Origin of the sequence: Actinomadura coerulea, assembly GCF_014208105.1 — a bacterium.
GTDB lineage: Bacteria > Actinomycetota > Actinomycetes > Streptosporangiales > Streptosporangiaceae > Spirillospora > Spirillospora coerulea.
On record NZ_JACHMQ010000001.1, the window covers coordinates 694,578 to 715,399 of the forward strand.

Sequence of the window (20,822 nt, forward strand, 5' to 3'; positions counted from 1 at the left end):
TCGGACGGCGAGGGCGCGGATGGTCGTCGGGCAATGGGCCGGAGGACGCGCACCCGTTCAAACGGACCAACCCTAGCGTGCGAGTCCGGGTGTCGGATCGATCTGGTAGGACGGGGACGTGACGAAGGACGGCGGGGGAACGGACCTGATCCCGGGGCTGGACGCCCTTCCGGGCGCGGCCGCCGCCAGGCCGGGCAGGTCCGGGAAGTCCGCCGCGGCGGGGAAGAGGGCGCCGGGGAAGAAGGGGGCGCGCAGCCCGGCCGCGGAGCTGCCCGTCGCGCGGATCGCGGTCGACATGTCGCTCCCGCACCTGGACCGCCCCTTCGACTACCTGGTCCCCGCCGAGCTGGACGCCAAGGCGGTGCCCGGCTGCCGCGTGCGGGTGCGCTTCGCGGGGCAGCTCGTCGACGGCTTCCTCCTGGAGCGGGTCGCCGAGAGCGGCCACGGCGGCAAGCTGCTGTTCCTGGAGAGGGTGACCTCGCCCGAGCCCGTTCTCGCCCCGGAGATCGTCGCGCTGGTGCGCGAGGTGGCCGACCGCTGCGCGGGCACGTTCGCGGACGTCCTGCGGCTCGCGGTCCCTCCCCGGCACGCCCGCGTCGAAGCCGAGCCCGTGGAGGACTCCGCTCCCGCCCTGCCCGGGGCGCCCGATGCCGGAGTGTGGCGGGAGTACCCGGCGGGGGCGTCCTTCCTCGGTGCGCTGGCCGCCGGGAGGTCACCGCGGGCCGTGTGGACCGCGCTGCCCGGCCCCGACTGGACGGAGGCCATCGCGCGCGCGGTCGCCGCCGCGTTGAGCGGCGGGCGCGGCGCCCTCGTCGTGGTCGCGGACGGACGTGACGTGGCGCGCATCGACGCGGCGCTGGAGGCGGAGCTGGGGGAGGGCCTGCACGTCGCCCTGACGGCGGAGCTGGGCCCCGCGGAGCGCTACCGGAGATGGCTCGCCGTCCGGCGCGGCAAGGCGCGGGCGGTCGTCGGCACCCGCGCCGCCATGTTCGCGCCCGTCGCCGATCTCGGGCTGGTCGTGCTGTGGGACGACGGCGACGACGTCCATGCCGAGCCGCACGCGCCGTATCCGCATCCCCGCGACGTGCTCGCCCTGCGCGCGCACCGGTCGGCGGCCGGCGCCCTGATCGGCGGGTTCACCCGTACGACCGATGCGACGCAGCTCGTGGAGACGGGCTGGGCCCACGCGCTCGCCGCCGACAGGAACCGCGTCCGGGAGAGGATGCCGCGCGTCCGCTACGTGGGGGAGGACGCGCAGCTCGCCCGGGACGCCGCCGCCCGCACCGCGCGCCTGCCGAACGTCGCGTTCGAGGCCGCCCGGCAGGCGCTGGAGAGCGGGCCCGTCCTCGTCCAGGTGCCGAGGCGCGGGTACGTCCCCGGCATCGCCTGCGGGAGGTGCCGCACACCGGCGCGCTGCCAGACCTGCCAGGGGCCGCTGGCGCTCGGCTCGTCGCACGCGGCCCCCTACTGCGGCTGGTGCGGCCACATCGCGGGCGACTGGCACTGCCCCGAATGCGGGTTCTTCCAGGTGCGCGCCGTCGTGGTGGGCGCCAAACGCACGGCGGAGGAGCTCGGCCGCGCGTTCCCCGGTGTGCCCGTGCGCACCTCGGGGCGGGAGGCCGTCCTCGACCGGGTCGGCCCGGAACGGGCTCTCGTGGTGGCGACGCCCGGGGCCGAGCCCCAGGCGGAGAACGGGTACCCGGCCGCGCTGCTGCTGGACGGCTGGGTGCTCCTCGGACGGCCTGACCTGCGCGCCGGTGAGGAGACGCTGAGGCGCTGGATGAACGCGGCGTCGCTCGTCCGCCCGCAGGGCCCGGTGATCGTGGCGGCCGAGGGGGCGCTGCCCGCCGTCCAGGCCCTCGTGCGCTGGGACCCGGTCACGTATGCGGAGCGGGAACTGGCCGAGCGCAGGGAAGCGGGGTTCCCGCCCGCCGCGCGCATGGCGTCGCTCACCGCGTCCCCGGCGGCCATACGGGAGCTTCTGGCCGACACCCGGTTGCCTGAGGGCGCGGAGGTCCTCGGGCCCGTCCCCGTCCCGCAGGCGGGCGCGGAGGCCCGGGAAAGGGAACGCGCGCTGATACGGGTGCCCCGCACCGCCGGAAACGCCCTGGCGCGCGCGCTGAAGGAGGCCCAGGGCGTACGCAGCGCACGCAAGGCGACGGAGACCGTCCGCGTCCAGATCGACCCCCTGGAACTGATCTGACCACCGCGAACCGGGCTGAACGCGGGGAACTCGGCCGGCGCCTCGGAGGCCGACCGACCCCGGGGGACGCGGCCGACCAATAGGGTTCTGGCGTGGCCGACAACTGGGTGGAGACCACCGCGGGCGACCTGCGGCGGTGGTCGGACGAACGCGGCGAGGCGCTGGACGAGCAGGGCGTCCGCATCCTGCTCGACCTGGCGCGGGAGGAGATGGGCCTCGCGGGCCCGGAGGCGCTGGAGCCGCGGCACGTCCGCGAGCTGCTCCTGGAGGTCTTCCCCGAGGCGGTGGTCGCCGGGCGCGACGACGTCCCCACCATCCTGGACGCCTTCCGCCGGATCGTCGCCTACCTGCGCGACACCGGCGCCGTCCCCGCCGCGGGCGCCGACGGGCTGGCGGCGGAGATCGACCGGACGGGCCCCGAGTTCGCCGAGGTCGTCGCCGCCGTCGACGGCGAGGAGCGGCAGGCGGCGGCGGAGGTCGTCGCCGGGCTGATGCAGGCCGACGGGATCGACCTGGACGACCAGGACGCCGTCGACGCGTGGCTGCGCGACTTCGAGGCGCAGCCCGAGGAGGAGCGCTTCGCCCGCACCGAGGAGTACCTGCGGCAGGCCGGGGAACTGATGGTCCTGCCCGTCCGGCTGGCGCCGCAGGCCGAGGTCGCGGAGGCGGCGCGGAGGTCCGGTCTCACCGGGGCGGTCCTGGCCCTGGCCCGCTGGACGGGCGAGCGCCCGCTGACCGAGCACGGCATGCTCACCGAGCCCGACGCCGAGGCGGCCCGCCGCGCCCTCGGACTCGACTCGCCGCGGCGCCACGGGCGGCTGGAGGACGACGGCGCGCTGGAGCGGCTGTGGTGGGCCGCCGTCGAGGCCAAGGTGATCGACGCCGGCGACGGCCGCGCCGCCCCGGGCCCCGCCCTGCCGGGCCTCGAGTCGGGCGACGACGCGGCCCTGCTCACCGCCTGGCTGCCGCTGTTCGACGCCGTCGTCGTGCCCGGCCACGACTACGCCGACGGCCTGGACGCGGTCGAACTCGTCCAGAACGAGCTGACCGGCGTCCTCATGCACCTGTACGAGCAGGAGGAGCCGACGGGGCCCGAGGCCCTCGCCGAGGCGCTGCTGGGCCACATCGAGGACGCCTACGACCTCAGCGACGCCGGCGCCATGCACGCGCTCGTGGCGGACGCCCTCGCGCTGGAGCTGGCGGCCCAGGAGGACTGGGGCGTCATCGGGGTGTCCGGCGCGGGCCGCGTGCTGACGCCGCTCGGGGTGTGGGCCGTCCGGGAGCTGCTCCTCGCGGACGGGTTCACCGCCCCGGTCATCGGCGAGCTGGCCGGCGCCCGCGCGTCCGAACTCATCGAGGGGCTCACCTGGTACCGGCCGGACGCCGCCGACGAGGAGATCGACGGCTGGCTGGCGTCCCACGACCCCAAGGACGCCGCCGCCGACCTGCTGGACGTCATGCGGACCGGCGGCCCCGGCGCCCGCAACCTCGCCGCCGCCGTCCTGCACCGCGTCGGCCCCGAGGCCGCCGCCGTGGTCCGCGCCGCGCAGCAGCACCCGCTCGTGGCGCCCTACGCCGCGATGTGGCTGAACGCTGCGGGCGACCCGGCGGGGCGGGAACTGGCCCGCGAGGAGTACCTCTGGGTGTTCGTCGACACGGTCGCCGGGATGATGGAGACCGCCGAGCCGGAGGAGGCCGTCGCGGCGGCGCTCGTCGACGCGCCGCCCGGGGCCGAGATGAAGACCATGGTGGACGAGCTCTGGCGCACCCACCACCCCGGTGTGGCCGACGTCCTGGAGGCCCTGGGCGCCCACCACCCCGACAAGGCGACGGCCAAGGCCGCCCGTACCGCCGCCTACAAGGCGCGTTCGGCGCGCCAGAGCGCGCACCGCGGTGTGTGAACATGGCGTGAATGTTCCGGGCCCGCGCCTCCGTAGACTTGAGGGCGCGTCCCAGTGGATCGGTGGCACCCGCAGCGATCGGGTGGCACCAGCAGTGATCAGTGACATTCGCAGGAAACGGAGTCCCCGTTGGCCGTCAAGCCCATCCGCCTCTTCGGCGACCCCGTGCTGCGCACGCCCGCGGAGCCGGTGAAGGACTTCGACAAGGAGCTGCGCCAGCTCGTCAAGGACCTCACCGACACGATGATCGACGCCCCCGGGGCGGGCCTGGCGGCCCCCCAGCTCGGCGTCGGGCTGCGCGTGTTCACCTACTACGTCGACGACCGCCTGGGGCATGTGGTCAATCCGACGCTCGACCTTTCGGACGAGCAGGAGACCGACGACGAGGGGTGCCTCTCCCTGCCCGGCCTCGCGTTCCCCACGCCGCGCTCGCTCGGGGTGGTGGCGAAGGGCTTCAACATGCACGGCGAGCCGATCACGCTGGAGGGCACCGACCTGCTGGCCCGCTGCGTCCAGCACGAGACCGACCACCTCGACGGCATCATCTTCATCGACCGGATGGACCCCGAGCAGCGCAAGGCCGCTATGAAGGCGATCCGGGAGGCCGAGTGGTTCGGCGAGCCGGCGCCCGTCGTGAAGGAGTCGCCGCACCGCACCCTCGGGAAGGCGATCTAGATGCGGCTGGTCTTCGCCGGGACGCCGGAGACGGCGCTCCCGGCCCTGACGGCCCTTCTGGGGTCCTCGCACGAGGTCGTGGCGGTCGTGACCCGGCCCGACGGGCGCGCGGGCCGGGGGAGGCGTCTGAGCCCCAGTCCGGTGGCCGAGCTCGCCGCCGAGGCCGGCGTCGAGGTGCTCAAGCCCGCGAAGGCCCGCGACCCCGAGTTCCTCGACCGGCTCCGGGAGATCGCGCCGGACTGCTGCCCGGTGGTCGCCTACGGCGCGCTGCTGCCCCCCGAGGCCCTCGGCATCCCCCGGCACGGCTGGGTGAACCTGCACTTCTCGCTGCTGCCCGCCTGGCGCGGGGCCGCCCCCGTGCAGCGCTCGATCCTGCACGGCGACGACGTGACCGGCGCGGCCACGTTCCAGATCGAGGAGGGCCTGGACACCGGCCCGGTCTACGGCGTGCTCACCGAGCCGATCCGGCCGGACGACACCGCGGGCGACCTGCTGGGACGGCTGGCCGTCGCCGGCGCGGACCTGCTGCTGGACACCATGAACGGCATCGAGGCGGGCGTCCTGGAGCCCCGGCCCCAGCCGACCGAGGGGGTGTCCCACGCGGCGAAGCTGACGCCCGAGGACGGCCACGTCGACTGGAAGAGCCCGGCCCTGCACATCGACCGCCTCATCCGCGCCTGCACCCCCGCGCCGGGCGCGTGGACGAACTTCCGCGACACGCGGGTCAAGCTCGGCCCCGTCCGCCCGGCGCCGGGCTCCGCCGAGCTGGCGCCCGGCGCGCTCAGCGCGGGCAAGAGCGAGGTGCTGGTCGGCACGGCCACCCATCCCGTCGCGCTGGGCGAGGTGCAGCCGCAGGGCAAGCGCCCCATGGCCGCCGCCGACTGGGCCCGCGGTCTCAATCTCACCGGCAAGGACGCGCTGCACTGATGCCTCCCGCCCGCAACCGCCGACGCGTCCCGAACACCCGACCGGGCGGTCCCCGCAAGACGGGCCGCCCCCAGGACCTCGTCCGCCGTACCGCGTTCGACGTGATCCGGGCGGTGGAGACCCGCGACGCCTACGCGAACCTCCTGCTTCCCGCGCGCCTGCGCGACCGCGGCCTGACCGGACGCGACGCCGCCCTCGCCACCGAGCTGACGTACGGGACCCTGCGCGGCAGGGGAACCTACGACGCGGTGCTCGCGCTGTGCAGCGACCGTGAACTGCGCCGTATCGACGCGCCCCTCCTGGACGTCCTGCGCCTGGGCGCCCACCAGGTCCTCGGCACCCGCATCCCGCCGCACGCCGCCGTGGCGACGACCGTGGAGCTGGCCCGCTCTGTCTCCGGCCCGGGCCAGGCCAAGTTCGCCAACGCGGTGCTCCGCAAGGTCGCGATGCGCGACATGGACGCCTGGCTCCAGATCGTGGCGCCCGCCGACGCCGACGCCACGACGCGCCTGTCGATCGCGCACAGCCACCCCAAGTGGATCGTGTCCGCCATGCGGGACGCGGTCGGGGCGGCGGAGATCGGCGAACTCCTCGCGGCCGACAACGCCCGCCCCCGCGTGACACTGGTCGCGCGCCCCGGCAGGGCGACCCTCGAAGAGCTGTACGACGCGGGCGCGGACCCCGCCCCCTACTCGCCCTATGCCGCCGTCCTGGCGGAGGGCGACCCGGCGGGTATCGACGCCGTCCGCGATGGGCGCGCGGCCGTCCAGGACGAGGCCAGCCAGATGGTCGCCCTGGCGCTGGCCGAAGCCCCCCTGGACGGCCCGGACGCACGTTGGGCCGACCTCTGCGCCGGCCCCGGAGGCAAGGCCGGGCTCTTGTCGGCCCTGGCCTCCCAGCGCGATGCCAGGCTTCTCGCCGCGGACGTTCAGCCGCACCGCGCCGGGCTCGTCCGCCGTGCGGTCGACGACCGCACGGGTGTGGTCGCCGCCGACGGCACCGCCCCCGCGTGGCGTCCGGCCTCCTTCGACCGGGTCATGGTGGACGCCCCCTGCACCGGCCTGGGCGCGCTCCGCCGCCGTCCTGAGGCGCGCTGGCGCCGGGGCCCCGAATCGGTCGCCGAGCTCGGGCCGCTCCAGCGGAAGCTGCTCGCCACGGCGCTGGAGTCGGTCCGTCCCGGCGGTGTGGTCGCCTACGTCACCTGCTCACCCCACCTCGCGGAGACCCGCGTGGTGGTGGACGACGTCCTGCGCAAGCGCGACGACGTCGAACGGCTCGACGCACCCGCCGTCCTGGCGGCGATCGCCCCCGGCCTCACCGGGCTGGGGGACGGGCCGTACGCCCAGTTCTGGCCGCACCGCCACGGCACGGACGCGATGTTCCTGGCGCTGCTCCGCCGTACCTGACCGCCGCACCCGACCTCTGGGGAGGCCACGCGACGATGGGAGGCTCTGTGCTGACCGGCTTCATGATCTTCATGTCGTACCTGGGCAGCGCGGCCTTCTACGTCCCGCTGCTCCTGGCGCTGTTCTGGTGCGTGGCGCCGCGGCTCGCCGCGAGGGCGGCCGTGGTGCTGCTGTTCGGCGCGGTCGTGAACGCGCTCCTCAAGCTGGTGTTCCACGCGCCCCGCCCGTACTGGACGGACCCGAACATCCAGGGCAGGCAGTCGCTGTCGTCGTTCGGGATGCCGTCCGGCCACGCCCAGAACAGCGTGGCGGGCTGGGGCTTCTTCGCCGCCCAGACCAGGCGGTGGTACCTGTGGGCGGGCGCCGCCGCCGTGATCTTCCTGATCGGGGTGTCGCGCGTCTATCTGGGCGTCCACTCGATCGGGCAGGTCCTGGCGGGCTGGGGCGTCGGCCTGGCCGTCCTGGTCGCGGCCCTCGGCCTGGAGCCCGTCGCCGTCCCGTGGTGGCGGCGGAGGCATCTGGCCGTGCAGCTGGCGCTCTCCCTCGCGGTCTCCCTGCTGATGCTCGCGGCGTCCTGGGGTGCGGCACGGCCGCTCCGGAACTGGCAGTGGCCTCAGGGATGGGCGGAGGCCGTCAGGGCGGCCGGAGGCGTCGCCGAGCCCGTCACGCTGACCGACTCGGCCCAGGCGTGCGGCGCTCTCTGCGGCCTCCTGATGGGGCTGTCCATCGTCGCCTGGCGCGGCTGGTTCGAGCCGGGCGGCAGGGCCTGGCAGCGCCTGGCGCGGCTCCCGCTGGGCCTCGCGGGGGCGGCGGCCATCGCCTTGTTCGAGGGGGCGGGCCTGGTCCAGGCGTTCGTCGTCCAGGCGCTGCTCGTGCTGTGGGTGACGGCGGGCGCGCCGGAGGCGTTCGTCCGCCTGCGCCTGGCGGCCCGTACCACCCCGGGCCTCACCCGGGCGGGTGACGATCGGGCGGGGCTGCGCCAATAGACTCGGGGCATCATGGCTCCTCAGATCGCACCCAGCATCCTGTCCGCCGACTTCGCCCGCCTGGCGGAGGACGTCGAGCGCATCGCCCGGTCCGCCGACTGGGTCCACGTCGACGTGATGGACAACCACTTCGTCCCGAACCTCACCCTGGGACTGCCCATCGTGGAGGCGCTGCTCAGGAACAGCGCGCTGCCCCTCGACTGCCACCTGATGATCGAGGACCCCGACCGCTGGGCGCCGCAGTACGCCGAGGCCGGAGCCGGGAGCGTCACCATCCACGCCGAGGCGGCGAAGGCGCCCATCCGCACCCTGCGGGCCATCCGCGCCGCCGGCGCGCGCGCGGGGCTGGGCGTCAACCCGGCCACCCCGGTGGACGGCTTCGAGGACCTCCTCGGCGAGATCGACATGCTGCTGCTGATGACCGTCGAGCCCGGCTTCGGCGGCCAGAAGTTCCTGGACGTCGTCCTGCCGAAGGTCCGCCGCGCGCGGGAGCTGATCAAGGGCCGCGACCTCCCGGTCTGGCTCCAGGTGGACGGCGGCGTCAGCGCCGAGACGATCGAGCGCTGCGCGGAGGCGGGCGCGGACGTGTTCGTCGCCGGCAGCGCCGTCTACGGTGCCGACGACCCGGCCGAGGCCGTCCGCAGGCTCCGCGCCCAGGCCGAAGAGGCGACGGCCAAGGCGGACTGGTGAACCGTCCCACCACATTGACTCTGCCTTGCTCCGCCGTGCTGTTCGACGTGGACGGCACCCTCGTCGACTCGACGCCCCTCGTCGAACGCGCGGGCCGCGAATGGGCCGCCGAGTACGGCATCGACCCGGACGTGTTCATGTCGGGCGCCCACGGCCGCCGCACGAGCGACCGCGTGGCCGAGTTCGTTCCGGCCGGACAGGTCCGGGAGGCCACCGCGCGCCTGGACGCGCTGGAGGCGGTCAGCACCGACGGCATCACCGCTTTGCCGGGCGCCCTGGAGCTGCTGTCGGACCTGGGCGGCCTGCCCCACGCCTTCGTGACGTCCATGGACCGGGCGCAGCTCAAGGTGCGCACCGGAGTGGCCGGCATCCCCTCCCCGCCCGTCGTGGTGACCGCCGAGGACGTCCCGGACGGCAAGCCCGACCCGTCCGGCTACCTCCGGGCGGCCCGCCTGCTGGGCGTCGACCCGTCCGCCTGCGTCGTCGTCGAGGACGCCCCCGCCGGGATCGCCGCGGGCCGCGCGGCCGGGGCCACGGTCGTCGCGCTGGTCACCAGCCACCCGGAGGAGTCCCTGGGGGAGGCCCACCACGTCGTCCAGGACCTGAGCCGCGTGACGGCCACCCCGGCCGGCCTGCGCCTCACCGTCGGCTGAACGTCCCGCTCGGAGTTGTGGCGATGGCCACAGGGGCGGGAATGGGAATGCGTGGCACACTGGTTGGCAAAGCATGAACGCGTGCTCCGGGGTCGGTGAAATTCCGAACCGGCGGTGACAGTCCGCGACCCGGCCGAAGCCATCGGCCGGTTGACCCGGTGGAACTCCGGGACCGACGGTGAAAGTCCGGATGGGAGGCAGCGCGCGGTACACCCCTGGCCAGGGGTGTATTCGGACGCACGTACGTCCCCCGGAGCCACTGATCTAGGAGGCCCGGGAGATGTTCACCGGCATCGTCGAGGAGCTCGGCGAGATCGTGGCGATCGACCCCCAGGGGGACTCGGTCGCGCTCGCGGTCCGCGGGCCGCTGGTCGTCCAGGACGCCGTGCACGGCGCGTCGATCGCCGTCAACGGCGTGTGTCTCACCGTGGTGGACGTCAAGGACGAGGTCTTCACCGCCGACGTCATCAAGGAGACCCTCGACAAGTCCAGCCTCGGCGCGCTGGAACCGGGCTCCAAGGTCAACCTGGAACGCCCCGTGCGGCTGTCGGACCGGCTCGGCGGCCACCTCGTCCAGGGCCACGTCGACGGCGTCGGCGCGATCGTCTCCCGCGAGCCGGGGGAGCGGTGGGACGTGGTGACCGTGTCCCTGCCCGCGGAGCTGAGCCGGTACCTGGTCGACAAGGGCTCGATCACCGTCGACGGGATCAGCCTCACGGTCGTCGAGGCGGGCGCCGACCGGTTCAGCGTGGCGCTCATCCCGACCACGCTCGCGCTGACCACCCTCGGCCACAAGCGGCCCGGCGACCCGGTGAACCTCGAGGTGGACGTCGTCGCCAAGTACGTCGAGCGCATGCTGGGAGACCGGTCGTGAACTGGCTCGGCGCCGGTTTCGAGGTCTTCGGCGAGCACATCCTGTGGACCGACCTCGCCGGGAACGTCCTGTCGCTCGCCGTGGTCTGGCTCGCCATGCGCAAGACCCTCTGGACCTGGCCGGTGCAGCTGGTCGGCGCCCTCCTGCTGCTCGCGGCCTCGCTGCACGCGCACGTCCCGGGAAACGCGCTCAAGCAGATCCTCTTCTGCGGGCTCGCCCTGTACGGGTGGTTCATGTGGACCCGCGGACGGCGCGAGGCCGACGGGCTCGTCGTCCGGCAGGCGACGCTCAAGGAGCGCGCCGTGCTGCTCGGCGCGCTCGTGGTCGGCACGGCCGTGGTGGCCCAGCTGTTCGTGCACCTCGACTGGCTGAAGGTCGCCTGGTCGCCGTGGGCGAACGCCTACATCTTCGTCGGCAGCGCGGTCGCGACGTTCGCGCAGAGCCGCGCGCTCGTCGACTTCTGGATCGTCTGGGTGCTGGTCGACCTGGTCGGGGTGCCGCTGGCGCTCAAGTCCGGGCTGTACGTCTCCGGCGCCGTCTACGGGATCTTCTTCGTGATGGTGATGGTCGGGTTCAGGAACTGGCTCCGGGAGTCCCGGCGCGAGCGCAACTCCACGCAAAGGGCGGTGACCGCATGAGCGGCAACGACACGGCGCTGAACGGCACGGGCGGAGAGAAGACGGGGATCTTCGACTCGATCGAGTCGGCGGTCGCCGACATCGCGGCGGGCCTGCCCGTCGTGGTCGTCGACGACGAGGACCGCGAGAACGAGGGCGACATCATCTTCGCCGCGTCGAAGGCGACGCCCGAGCTGCTGACGTTCACGATCCGCTACACCAGCGGCGTCATCTGCGTCCCGATGGAGGGCGCCGACCTCGACCGGCTGCAGATCCCGCTGATGACCGCGCAGAACACCGAGCGCATGCGCACCGCGTACACGATCAGCGTGGACGCCCGGCTCGGCATCGCCACCGGCATCTCCGCCGCCGACCGGGCGCGGACGATCCGCACGCTGTGCGACTCGGCGTCCGAGCCCGGCGACTTCGTCCGTCCCGGCCACATCTTCCCGCTGCGCTACCGCGAGGGCGGCGTCCTGCGCCGGCGCGGCCACACCGAGGCCGCCGTCGACCTCGCGCGGCTCGCCGGGCTGCCCCCGGCGGGCGTCCTCGCCGAGGTGGTGAACGAGGACGGCAGCATGGCGCGCCTGCCCGAGCTCCAGGTCTTCGCGAAGGAGCACGGCCTCAAGCTCGTCTCCATCGAACAGCTCGCCGAGTACCGCAGGCGCACCGAGGCGATGGTGACCCGCGTCGTCGAGACCCGGTTGCCGAACAGGTTCGGGATGTGGCGCGCGGTCGGGTTCTCCAGCGCCATCGACGGCGGCGAGCACATCGCGCTCGTGCTGGGCGACATCGGCGACGGGGAGGACCTCCTGGTCAGGGCCCACTCCGAATGCCTCACCGGCGACGTCCTGCACTCCGAGCGCTGCGACTGCGGAACCCAGCTCGACGCCGCCATGGAGCGGATCGCCGAGGAGGGCCGCGGCATCGTGCTCTACCTGCGCGGCCACGAGGGGCGCGGGATCGGCCTGCTCGCCAAGCTCCAGGCGTACGCCCTCCAGGACAACGGCTCCGACACCGTCGACGCCAACCTGGAGCTCGGGCTGCCCGCCGACGCGCGCGAGTACTCCAACGCCGGCCACATGCTGCGCGAGCTGGGCGTACGCTCGGTACGGGTGCTCACGAACAACCCGGACAAGCTCAAGGGACTGGGCGGTTTCGGGGTGGACGTGCTGGGGCGGGAGGCCATGCCCGTCGTCGTCACCGAGCACAACCGGCGCTACCTGACGGTCAAGCGCGACCGCCTCGGCCACCAGCTCGACCTTGGTCACCAGAACGAGCGCGGACACCAGAACGGACCCGGACACCAGAGCGAGGGACTCTCATGAGCGGCGCGGGACGCCCCGAGGACATCACGGTCGACGCGGCCGGGCTCACGCTCGGCATCGTGTGCACCCGCTGGCACGAGGCGATCACCGACCGGCTGCTGGAGCGGGCGCTCGCCGCGGCGAAGGCGTGCGGCGTGGACGAGCCGGTCGTGGCCCGCGTCGCCGGCGCGCTCGAACTGCCCGTGATCGCCCAGCAGATGGCCCGCGACCTCGACGCCGTCGTCTGCCTCGGCGCGGTCGTCCGGGGCGCCACCGCCCATTTCGACTACGTGTGCGACTCGGTGACCGCGGGTGTGACCCGCGTCGCGCTGGACGAGTCGACTCCGGTGGGCAACGGGGTGCTCACCTGTGACACCATTGAGCAGGCACTGGAACGCAGCGGGCTGCCGGGCAGCTCCGAGGACAAGGGATGGGAGGCGACTGTGGCCGCACTCGACACGGCACTGACCCTGCGAGGTCTGCGGCATCACGGTCACGCCGGGCACGGCCTGGAGCATCTGGGCTCCTAGACAGGGGGCGGCTCCCGCCATAGGGCCATCCACGCTCCTGAAACCCGGTACCCCGTACCCATCCTCATCGAAAGGCTCATCCGTGCTGTCACTCGTACTGCCCAAGGGGTCGCTGGAGAAGGCGACCATGCAGCTGTTCGACGCCGCCGACCTCACCGTCCAGCGCGCCTCGGACCGCGACTACCGCGCCTCCATCGACGACCCGCGCATCGACCGCGTCCGGGTCCTGCGGCCGCAGGAGATCCCGACCTACCTCGAACAGGGCCTGTTCGACCTCGGCATCACCGGCCGCGACTGGATCACCGAGACCGACGCCGACGTCGTCAGCCTCGGCGAGCTGAAGTACTCCAAGGCGACCTCCAACCCGGTCCGCGTGATCATGGCGGTGCCGGACGGCGCGCCCTGGCGGACGGTGGCGGACCTGCCGGAGGGCGTGCGGATCTCCACCGAGTTCCCGGCGATGACCAAGCGGTACCTCGACAAGCACGGCGTCAAGGCCACGGTCGTCCCGTCCTACGGCGCGACCGAGGCGAAGGTGCCCGACATCGTGGACGCGATCGTCGACCTCACCGAGACCGGCTCGTCGCTGCGCAAGAACGGCCTGCGCATCCTCGACACGCTCCTGACGAGCTACACCGAGCTGGTCGCGAACCGCGAGGCCTACGAGGACGCCGAGAAGCGCGCCGCGATGGAGGACATCTCCCTGCTGCTGCAGGGCGTGATCCGAGCCCGCGGCAAGGTGCTGCTGAAGCTGAACGTCGCGCACGGCGACCTGCAGAAGGTCCTGGACATCATGCCCGCGATGGCCTCGCCCACGGTCACCTCGCTCGCCGGCGGCGAGTCCAACGCCGTGGAGTCGGTGGTGGCCAAGCGCGGCGTCAACACGCTGATCCCGGCGTTGAAGGCGGCGGGCGCCCACGACATCCTCGAGATCCCCATCGCGAAGATCGTTGACTGACGTCCCGGCCCTGCCGACGGTGTGGCGCCCCCGCACCACCCGGCTCGTCGCCTACACCACGGCGGGCGTGATCGTGCTCGGCATGATCGCGCTCGCCGTGGTGGTGGCGCCGCAGTTCAAGCTGTTCGACCGGGTCCTGATGGTCGCCTTCGGCGCGGTGGTCGCCTGGGTCCTGCACATGCTGGCCCGCTGCCGCGTCGGCGCCGACGAGTCCGGCCTGACGGTCGTCAACGCCTTCCGCACCCGCCGCCTCGAATGGCCGGAGGTCGTCGGTGTCTCCATGACCACCGGCGACCCCTGGCCCACCCTCGACCTGGCCGACGGCACCTCCCTGCCCGCCATGGGCATCAACGGAGCCGAGAAGGCCCGCGCCGCCCACCAGCTCGCCGAGCTCCGAGCCCTCCTCCACGCCCGAGGCGAAGCCCCCGACCCCACCTGACGTCCTGGACCGTCGGCCGGGGTCACCAGGCGGTGAAGGCGGTGATGGTGCCGGCGCCTATGAGGGCCACGGCCCAGAGGCGGTCGAGGTCGAACCAGGCTCGGCGCAGGACGGCCAGGCCGACGACCTCGTAGACGAGCACGGCGATCACGCCGGCCACGGCGAACATCGACAGGGTGTGGACGGCGGTGACGAACACCCCGGTCGACAGGGCGCTGCCCGAGGACGACGCCAGCCCGTGGTCATGGCCCGCCGGGGCCGTTCCCGACGAGGTGAGCACGGGCAGCAGCATCAGGCCCGCGCCGTGCACCGACGACATCAGGAACGACCAGCCGGCGAGCTGCCACAGCGAGATCCGCATGCCGACCCACCGGAAGTGCCGCCGCGACAGCAGCCGCCACAGGCCGAACCCGACGAGCACGGCCCCGCCGCCGATCGCGACCGCGCGGGTCGCGACGACGGAGCGGGTGAGGGCGACCAGGACGGCGACGGCGCCGACGGAGGCGGCGTGGCCCGCGGCGATGGCCGGGAGCGACTGCAGCACGAGGGACCGGCTGCGCTCCTGGAGTCCGCGGGCCACGGCGAACAGCCATCCCATGGCCGGGTTGAGGCCGTGGAACGCGCCGAGCGCGACGAGCGCGGCGAGCGACCCGTCGTTCACGGGTAGCAGTAGGAGTCCGAGGAGGCGTCGCCGCCCTGCAGGCGCGTCTGGTGCGGGCGGCGGCCGCGGAAGTCGTCGCCGCTCGGGAAGAACCGCTCGTCGAACGAGAAACCGTCCGGGGTGGAGTCCAGTTTGGCCATCCACGCGCCGACGCCGTCGGGGTAGAACTGGTCGTCCCAGGAGCCGTAGAGCGAGTTGGTGACGTAGACGCGCTCGCCGTCGCGGCTGACCTCCACCATCTGCGGCCCGCCGGCGAGGGGACGTCCGGGGTCGGCGGGGTGCGGGGTCCGGCGGACGATGCCGCCGATGCGCACCGAGCCCGCCTCGACCGGGTGGAACGGGTCGCTGACGTCGTAGCGCTTCAGCTCGCCGGTGCCCCAGCACGAGACGTACAGCCACTGGTCGTCCACGGACAGGTCGATGTCCGTCACGAGCGGGGGCACGGCCCCGAACGGCCGGATGACGGGCGGCAGGGCGTCCGGGTCGGCCGGCTCGGCGGGGATCGTGATCACCTTGGTGGCGGCCCACCGGTCGCCGTCGCGGTGCCAGACCCACACCGACGCCGACAGGTCCTCGACGCTGACGACCACGCCCGCGAACCCGTACAGCTTCGTGGGGTCGTGCGCGGGACGCAGCTCCAGGACCATCTGGTGCTCGTCCCCGAGGTCGACCGTCTGGACGTGCTTGCGCTTGCGCAGGTCGAAGAAGTTCAGCGAGTGGCCGTACTCGCGCCCCAGCAGCAGTTCGCCGACCACGCCGTCCTCGATCATGGACGGGGTGCCCCACTCGGACGCGACGAGCACGTCGTGCGCGATGTGCCACCAGGCGTCGTAGGCGAAGTGCTGCGGGCCCCGGTCGACCTCCCAGCGTCCGAGCACCTCGAACGAGGTGTGGTCGAGCAGCGCGATCCCGCCGGGGCCGTCCTCGCCGTTCGCCCCGCCGAGGGCCGTCAGGTAGAGGCCCTCCGGCCCGCAGTGGACGGTGTGCGGGCGCGAGTACCCGGCGCGCTTGGCCAGCTCGTCCGGCTCCAGCGTCTTGACGATCTTCGGGGCGGTCGGGTCGTCCTTGGTGTCGATGACGTACACGCGCGACGACCGCAGCCCGGGGACGATCAGGTACCGGCGCTCGACGTGCGGGTGCGGGGAGCCCGGGCACAGGGCGCTGCTGCACGCGTTCCACCCGAAGTGGTGCAGCTCGTCGCCGAGATAGGGCAGCTCGGTCCACCCCACGACGGAGCCGTAGGAGGCGGAGCCGGGGTCCACGTCGAGCACCGCGATCGCGTCCGGCTTCTCCGCGGCCCGGTCGAACGCCGCGACGTAGGCGAGCTTCTCCGGCGGCGCAGAGGCGGCGTCGCGCGGGGAGGCGTAGAACGTCGGGTCTGGCTTCCACAGTGGCATGGGTGCCCTTTCAGGTGATGGTGACCGGGTGCCGTACGACGGCGCCGAAGAGATAGCCGAGCGTGTTGTAGGGGGCGGTCGCGGGCTGGGTGGTGCCGGTCTCGTCGGTCGCGCGGGCCAGGAGCTCGTACCGGCCCGGCCGTTCGGGACGCCAGGGCAGTTCCCAGCGGACCCACCCGCGGGGACTCGGGTGGCGGTCCCGCAGGCGGGCGCGGCGCCACGTCCTGCCGCCGTCCACGCTGACCTCGGTGTGCCGGATCCGGCCGCTGCCCGACCAGGACCGGCCGTGCAGGACGTGCGGGCGCGCCGGCAGGGACGCCTCCCAGGGCAGCTCGAACGCGGACTTGGCGTTCATCCGGGTCAGGGGCGGCGATCCCTCCTCGGGGTGGGCGGGGCCGAAGAGCCGGTAGTAGCGGGTGTTCCAGGGCGAGAACAGCGGCTCGTCGGCCACCTGGATGTCTCCCAGCCACTTGATGGACGCGATGCCCGCCCACGAGGGCACGACCAGGCGCACCGGGTGGCCGTGGTCGGGCGGCAGGGGAGCGCCGTTCATCTCGTAGGCGAGGAGCGCGTCCTTCATGGCCTTCGCGATCGGCAGGGGACGCCGCACGCGGCCGAGGTTCTCGCCCTTGTCCACGAACTCAGCGTCCAGCCCGCGCGGCATGATGTCCACGGCCTCAGGGGTGACACCTGCGCGACGCAGGACGGTCGCGAGGCGGACGCCGCGCCAGCGGGCCACTCCGACCGCGCCCAGCCGCCAGGGCGTCCCGGACACCTCCTGGCCCTGCTGGGAGGTGTAGAACCCGCGTCCGTTGCCCGTGCACTCGATGAACGCGGTGACCTCCTCCGCCGGGAGCCGGAGGAGGTCCTCGTAGGTGAACTCGACGGGCCGGTCTTCGGCGGGGGCGCCGCGCAGACCGGTTCCCCACAGCCTCAGCCGCCAGGTGCGCGCGTCGATGAGCGGGGTGGCGACGTGGTTGCGGACGAAGAACCGGTCGGCGGGCGTGAGGTACCCCTGCCCGCGCATGGCCTCCCACCGCATCTCGGCGTTCGTGCCCTGCGGGACGAACAGTTCCGGGGGCAGCGGCTTCACGATCCCGGTCGCGGCGCCCGCGGGCCGGGGGCCGAGGGCGGCGGAGAGGCCGGCGGTCAGGCCGGCTCCCGCCGACAGCCGCAGCAGCCCCCTCCGGGACGGGGATCGGACGCGCTCGTAGGTCGCCTCGTCGGTCAGGTCGCCCCCATGGGGCAGGTCACCGGGATCACCGCTTCGCATGGCTCCGATGCTGCTCAGCCCGCGTCCAAAAGTCAACTTTCCCTACTGCTTTAACAGGTTTTTAGGCGGGGGTGGGTTCGCGGCGACGGCGGACCGGCGTACGGCCGAGCCGGATCCGTGGCAGAACCGGGTGTGTGACTTGGGTCTCGGGCTGAGTAGCCTGTGATCCGTGGGGGAGGCGGCGCCGATGACCATGGACCAGGTCGGATCGCCCGCGGAGCTCGCGGGCCTGCTCGACAGGCATGGCTACCTGTGCGACGAGGGGCTCGCCACGGCCTGCTTCCTCGCCCTGCGGATGGGCCGGCCCCTGTTCCTGGAGGGGGAGGCCGGCGTCGGCAAGACCGAGCTGGCCAAGACGCTCGGGCGGGCCCTCGGCGCGCCGCTGATCCGGTTGCAGTGCTACGAGGGGCTCGACGCTTCGCAGGCGCTCTACGACTGGGACTTCCCCCGCCAGCTCCTGCACCTGCGCGCGGCGGAGGCCGCCGGCGTCAGCGACGTGTCGCGGCTGGAGGGCGAGCTCTACGACCGGCGGTTCCTGCTGGCGCGGCCGCTGCTCCAGGCACTGGAGACGTCCCCCAGCGTGCTGCTCGTCGACGAGCTCGACCGCGCCGACGACGAGTTCGAGGCGTTCCTGCTCGAGGTCCTCAGCGACTTCACGATCACCGTCCCCGAGCTCGGCACGATCCGGGCCGAGCGGCCGCCGGTGGTCGTGGTGACGTCCAACCGCACCCGCGAGGTCCACGACGCGCTGAAGCGGCGCTGCCTGTACCACTGGCTGGAGCACCCCTCCTACGACCGCGAGGTCGCGATCATCAGGCGGCGGCTGCCGGACGCGGCGGAGCGGCTGGCCGGGCAGGTGGCGCGGGCCGCGCAGCGGATGCGCGAGACCGACCTGCTGAAGCCGCCGGGCGTCGCCGAGTCCCTGGACTGGACGGAGGCGCTCGTGGCCCTCGGCGTCCGCGACCTCGACCCGGGGACGGCGGCGGTGACGCTCGGCGCCGTCCTGAAGTACCGCGAGGACCAGCAGCGCGTGCTCGGCGGCGACGGAGCGGCCGGGCTGGCGGCCCTGCTCGGCGGGGGTTAGCCGTGGACCGGGACGTCATCGAGACGATGGTCGGCTTCGCCCGGACGGTGCGCGCGGCGGGCGGGGCCGCCGATCCCGAGCGGGTCCAGGCGATGCTCACCGCCCTCGACCATCTCGACGTGCTCGACCCGCACGACGTGTACTGGGCGGGGCGGCTCACCCTGTGCGCCGATCCCGACGACCTCGCCCGCTACGACCGCTGCTTCGCCGCGTACTTCTCCGGCGAGACCCCGCGCCCGGGGCGAAGGAGGCCGCCCGTCGTGGTGCGCCGGATCCCGATGGCGGAGCCGGGCGGGCGCGGCGGAGGGGAGGAGTCGCGGGAACTGGAGGCGGCCACGGCCAGCGGCGTCGAGGTGCTCCGCGACCGCGACGTCGCGCGGCTGGGCGCCGCCGAGCGCGCCGAGGTCGCGCGGCTCATCGCCCTGCTGGACGCGGGCGCCGAGCGGCGCAGGTCGCGGCGGTTCGCGCCGGCGCCGACCGGGCGGCTCGACCCGGCGCGCACCGTCCGGGAGACGCTGCGGCGCGGCGGCGAGACGTCCCTGCTCCGGCACCGGAGCCACCGCACCCGGCCGCGACGGGTCGTGCTGGTCGTGGACGTCAGCGGATCGATGAGCCCGTACGCCGACGCGCTGCTGCGGTTCGCGCACGCCGCCGCGCGCTCGGGCGGCAGGGACGTCGAGGTGTTCAGCGCCGGGACGCGCCTGACCCGCCTCACCCGGGAGCTGCGGCACCGCGACCCGGACGCGGCGATGGCGGCGGCGTCCGCGGCCATCCCCGACTGGAGCGGCGGCACGCGCCTCGGCGAGGAGCTGAAGGAGTTCCTCGACCGGTTCGGGCAGCGGGGGCTGGCGCGCGGAGCGGTCGTGGTGATCGCCTCGGACGGGTGGGAGCGCGGCGACGCCGGGCTGCTCGGCGAGCAGATGGCGCGGCTGCACCGGCTCGCGCACCGGGTGGTGTGGGCGAACCCGCACAAGGCGCGGCCCGGGTACGAGCCGCTCACCGCGGGCATGGCCGCGGCGCTCCCGCACGTCGACGACTTCACCTCCGGGCACAGCCTGGCCGCCCTGGAGGAGCTGGCCCGCCTCGTCGCGGGCGCCGGAAAGGGGAGGGCTCATGCGTGACGTGCTCGGCGACATCGCCGGCTGGTACGGGTCCGGGCGGACGTTCGCGCTCGCGACCGTCGTGAACACCTTCCGCAGCGCGCCGCGCCCTCCGGGGGCGGCGATGGCGGTCTCGCCCGACGGGGAGGTCGCGGGCAGCGTGTCCGGCGGCTGCGTCGAGGGCGCCGTCTACGAGCTGGGGCAGACGGTGCTGGAGACCGGCGAACCCGTCGTCCAGCGGTACGGGGTGAGCGACGACGACGCGTTCGCCGTCGGGCTGACCTGCGGCGGGATCCTGGACGTGCTGGTGGAGCCGGTCAGCCCGGACACCTTCCCCGAGTTCGGCGACGTCGCCGCCGCGATCGGGGCGCGCGAGCCGGTCGCGGTCGCAACCGTCGTGGCCGGGCCCGGGCGGATCGGCGCCCGCCGCGTGGTCTGGGCCGACCGCGCGTCCGGGTCCCTCGCGCCCGGCGCCCCGCACGCGGCCCGCCTCGACGCGGCGGTGGACGACGACGCGCGCGGCATGCTCGCCCAGGGCCTCACCGGCCAGCGGCACTACGGGCCGGAGGGGGAGCGGCGGCTGGACGACCTCACCGTCTTCGTGCACTCCTTCGCGCCGCCGCCGCGGCTGCTGGTGTTCGGCGCTATCGACTTCGCGGCGGCCGTCGCCCGGATCGGCAAGTTCCTCGGGTACCACGTGACGGTGTGCGACGCGCGGCCGGTGTTCGCGACGCCCAAGCGGTTCCCCGAGGCCGACGAGGTCGTGGTGAAGTGGCCGCACAGGTTCCTGGAGGAGACGCGCGGCGCCATCGACGGGCGGACGGCGATCTGCGTCCTCACCCACGACCCCAAGTTCGACGTGCCGCTGCTGGAGGTGGCGCTCCGGACCGATGCCGGCTACGTCGGCGCGATGGGCTCGCGCCGCACCCACGACGACCGGACGGCGCGGCTCCGCGAGGCGGGCCTGACCGGCGCCGAGCTGGCCCGGCTGCGCTCGCCGATCGGCCTGGACCTCGGCGCCCGCACGCCGGAGGAGACGGCCGTGTCGATCGCGGCGGAGCTGGTCCAGCTGCGCTGGGGCGGTTCCGGCCGCCCGCTCACCGACACCAGCGGCCGCATCCACGCCGAGCCGGGCTGACGG

The 20,822-nt window shown here is 74.0% G+C and carries 20 protein-coding genes and 1 riboswitch; of the genes, 17 read left to right on the forward strand and 3 right to left on the reverse strand.

What is annotated here, in order from left to right:
* Nucleotides 1-118: 118 nt before the first annotated feature.
* From BKA00_RS03285 to BKA00_RS03350, 14 genes are all read left to right on the forward strand, one after another.
* Nucleotides 119-2,203, forward strand: coding sequence for a primosomal protein N' (locus BKA00_RS03285; RefSeq protein WP_185023510.1), 2,085 nt, complete (start codon nucleotides 119-121; stop codon nucleotides 2,201-2,203).
* 92 nt (nucleotides 2,204-2,295) lie between these two features.
* On the forward strand, nucleotides 2,296-4,104 hold the full coding sequence (locus BKA00_RS03290) for a hypothetical protein (RefSeq protein WP_185023511.1): 1,809 nt from the start codon (nucleotides 2,296-2,298) through the stop codon (nucleotides 4,102-4,104).
* A 129-nt stretch (nucleotides 4,105-4,233) separates the two neighbouring features.
* The gene (gene def / locus BKA00_RS03295) at nucleotides 4,234-4,779 is read left to right on the forward strand and encodes a peptide deformylase (protein ID WP_185023512.1); all 546 of its coding nucleotides are present in this window, start codon (nucleotides 4,234-4,236) and stop codon (nucleotides 4,777-4,779) included.
* On the forward strand, nucleotides 4,780-5,706 hold the full coding sequence (fmt, locus tag BKA00_RS03300) for a methionyl-tRNA formyltransferase (RefSeq protein ID WP_185023513.1): 927 nt from the start codon (nucleotides 4,780-4,782) through the stop codon (nucleotides 5,704-5,706). It begins immediately after the preceding gene.
* Complete coding sequence (locus tag BKA00_RS03305) at nucleotides 5,706-7,112, forward strand: RsmB/NOP family class I SAM-dependent RNA methyltransferase (protein ID WP_185023514.1); 1,407 nt, start codon at nucleotides 5,706-5,708, stop codon at nucleotides 7,110-7,112. Before fmt ends, BKA00_RS03305 begins: the two co-directional genes overlap by 1 nt.
* Nucleotides 7,113-7,147: 35 nt before the next feature.
* Nucleotides 7,148-8,098 carry a phosphatase PAP2 family protein gene (locus BKA00_RS03310; protein WP_185023515.1) on the forward strand — a complete coding sequence of 317 codons (951 nt, stop codon included), beginning with the start codon at nucleotides 7,148-7,150 and terminating at the stop codon, nucleotides 8,096-8,098.
* A 12-nt stretch (nucleotides 8,099-8,110) separates the two neighbouring features.
* Entirely contained in the window at nucleotides 8,111-8,788 is a 678-nt protein-coding gene (rpe, locus tag BKA00_RS03315; protein WP_185023516.1) for a ribulose-phosphate 3-epimerase, read from the forward strand.
* A 35-nt stretch (nucleotides 8,789-8,823) separates the two neighbouring features.
* Entirely contained in the window at nucleotides 8,824-9,441 is a 618-nt protein-coding gene (locus BKA00_RS03320) for an HAD-IA family hydrolase (RefSeq protein ID WP_230298485.1), read from the forward strand.
* 77 nt (nucleotides 9,442-9,518) lie between these two features.
* A riboswitch (FMN riboswitch) is annotated at nucleotides 9,519-9,649 on the forward strand.
* 72 nt (nucleotides 9,650-9,721) lie between these two features.
* Nucleotides 9,722-10,315, forward strand: coding sequence for a riboflavin synthase (locus tag BKA00_RS03325; RefSeq protein ID WP_185023518.1), 594 nt, complete (start codon nucleotides 9,722-9,724; stop codon nucleotides 10,313-10,315).
* Entirely contained in the window at nucleotides 10,312-10,953 is a 642-nt protein-coding gene (gene pnuC, locus BKA00_RS03330) for a nicotinamide riboside transporter PnuC (protein ID WP_185023519.1), read from the forward strand. Before BKA00_RS03325 ends, pnuC begins: the two co-directional genes overlap by 4 nt.
* Entirely contained in the window at nucleotides 10,950-12,260 is a 1,311-nt protein-coding gene (locus BKA00_RS03335) for a bifunctional 3,4-dihydroxy-2-butanone-4-phosphate synthase/GTP cyclohydrolase II (protein ID WP_221492996.1), read from the forward strand. Before pnuC ends, BKA00_RS03335 begins: the two co-directional genes overlap by 4 nt.
* Nucleotides 12,257-12,769, forward strand: a complete 513-nt coding sequence (gene ribH / locus BKA00_RS03340) for a 6,7-dimethyl-8-ribityllumazine synthase (protein ID WP_185023520.1) — start codon at nucleotides 12,257-12,259, stop codon at nucleotides 12,767-12,769. The genes BKA00_RS03335 and ribH overlap by 4 nt, the downstream gene beginning before the upstream one ends.
* 82 nt (nucleotides 12,770-12,851) lie before the next feature.
* Nucleotides 12,852-13,727 carry an ATP phosphoribosyltransferase gene (gene hisG, locus BKA00_RS03345; RefSeq protein WP_185023521.1) on the forward strand — a complete coding sequence of 292 codons (876 nt, stop codon included), beginning with the start codon at nucleotides 12,852-12,854 and terminating at the stop codon, nucleotides 13,725-13,727.
* On the forward strand, nucleotides 13,720-14,166 hold the full coding sequence (locus tag BKA00_RS03350; RefSeq protein ID WP_230298484.1) for a PH domain-containing protein: 447 nt from the start codon (nucleotides 13,720-13,722) through the stop codon (nucleotides 14,164-14,166). The genes hisG and BKA00_RS03350 overlap by 8 nt, the downstream gene beginning before the upstream one ends.
* A 22-nt stretch (nucleotides 14,167-14,188) precedes the next feature.
* Here BKA00_RS03350 and BKA00_RS03355 read toward each other — a convergent pair whose 3' ends face one another.
* The 3 genes from BKA00_RS03355 to BKA00_RS03365 are packed head-to-tail and all read right to left on the reverse strand — an operon-like array spanning nucleotide 14,189 to nucleotide 17,497.
* Complete coding sequence (locus BKA00_RS03355) at nucleotides 14,189-14,827, reverse strand: hypothetical protein (RefSeq protein WP_185023522.1); 639 nt, start codon at nucleotides 14,825-14,827, stop codon at nucleotides 14,189-14,191.
* Nucleotides 14,824-16,224: a selenium-binding family protein gene (locus BKA00_RS03360; RefSeq protein WP_185023523.1), complete on the reverse strand. Its 1,401-nt coding sequence runs from the start codon at nucleotides 16,222-16,224 to the stop codon at nucleotides 14,824-14,826. Before BKA00_RS03360 ends, BKA00_RS03355 begins: the two co-directional genes overlap by 4 nt.
* Nucleotides 16,225-16,234: 10 nt before the next feature.
* A complete protein-coding gene (locus tag BKA00_RS03365; protein WP_185023524.1) occupies nucleotides 16,235-17,497 on the reverse strand; it encodes a sulfite oxidase in 1,263 nt (420 codons plus the stop codon).
* Nucleotides 17,498-17,684: 187 nt separating this feature from the next.
* On the opposite strand from BKA00_RS03365, the gene BKA00_RS03370 reads away from it, so the two are divergent.
* The 3 genes from BKA00_RS03370 to BKA00_RS03380 are packed head-to-tail and all read left to right on the forward strand — an operon-like array spanning nucleotide 17,685 to nucleotide 20,819.
* Nucleotides 17,685-18,581, forward strand: a complete 897-nt coding sequence (locus BKA00_RS03370; protein WP_338072092.1) for an AAA family ATPase — start codon at nucleotides 17,685-17,687, stop codon at nucleotides 18,579-18,581.
* Nucleotides 18,582-18,583: 2 nt separating this feature from the next.
* A complete protein-coding gene (locus BKA00_RS03375) occupies nucleotides 18,584-19,702 on the forward strand; it encodes a vWA domain-containing protein (RefSeq protein WP_338072093.1) in 1,119 nt (372 codons plus the stop codon).
* Nucleotides 19,695-20,819 (forward strand): XdhC family protein, encoded by a 1,125-nt coding sequence (locus BKA00_RS03380; protein ID WP_185023525.1) that lies wholly within the window; start codon nucleotides 19,695-19,697, stop codon nucleotides 20,817-20,819. Before BKA00_RS03375 ends, BKA00_RS03380 begins: the two co-directional genes overlap by 8 nt.
* Nucleotides 20,820-20,822: the final 3 nt, after the last annotated feature.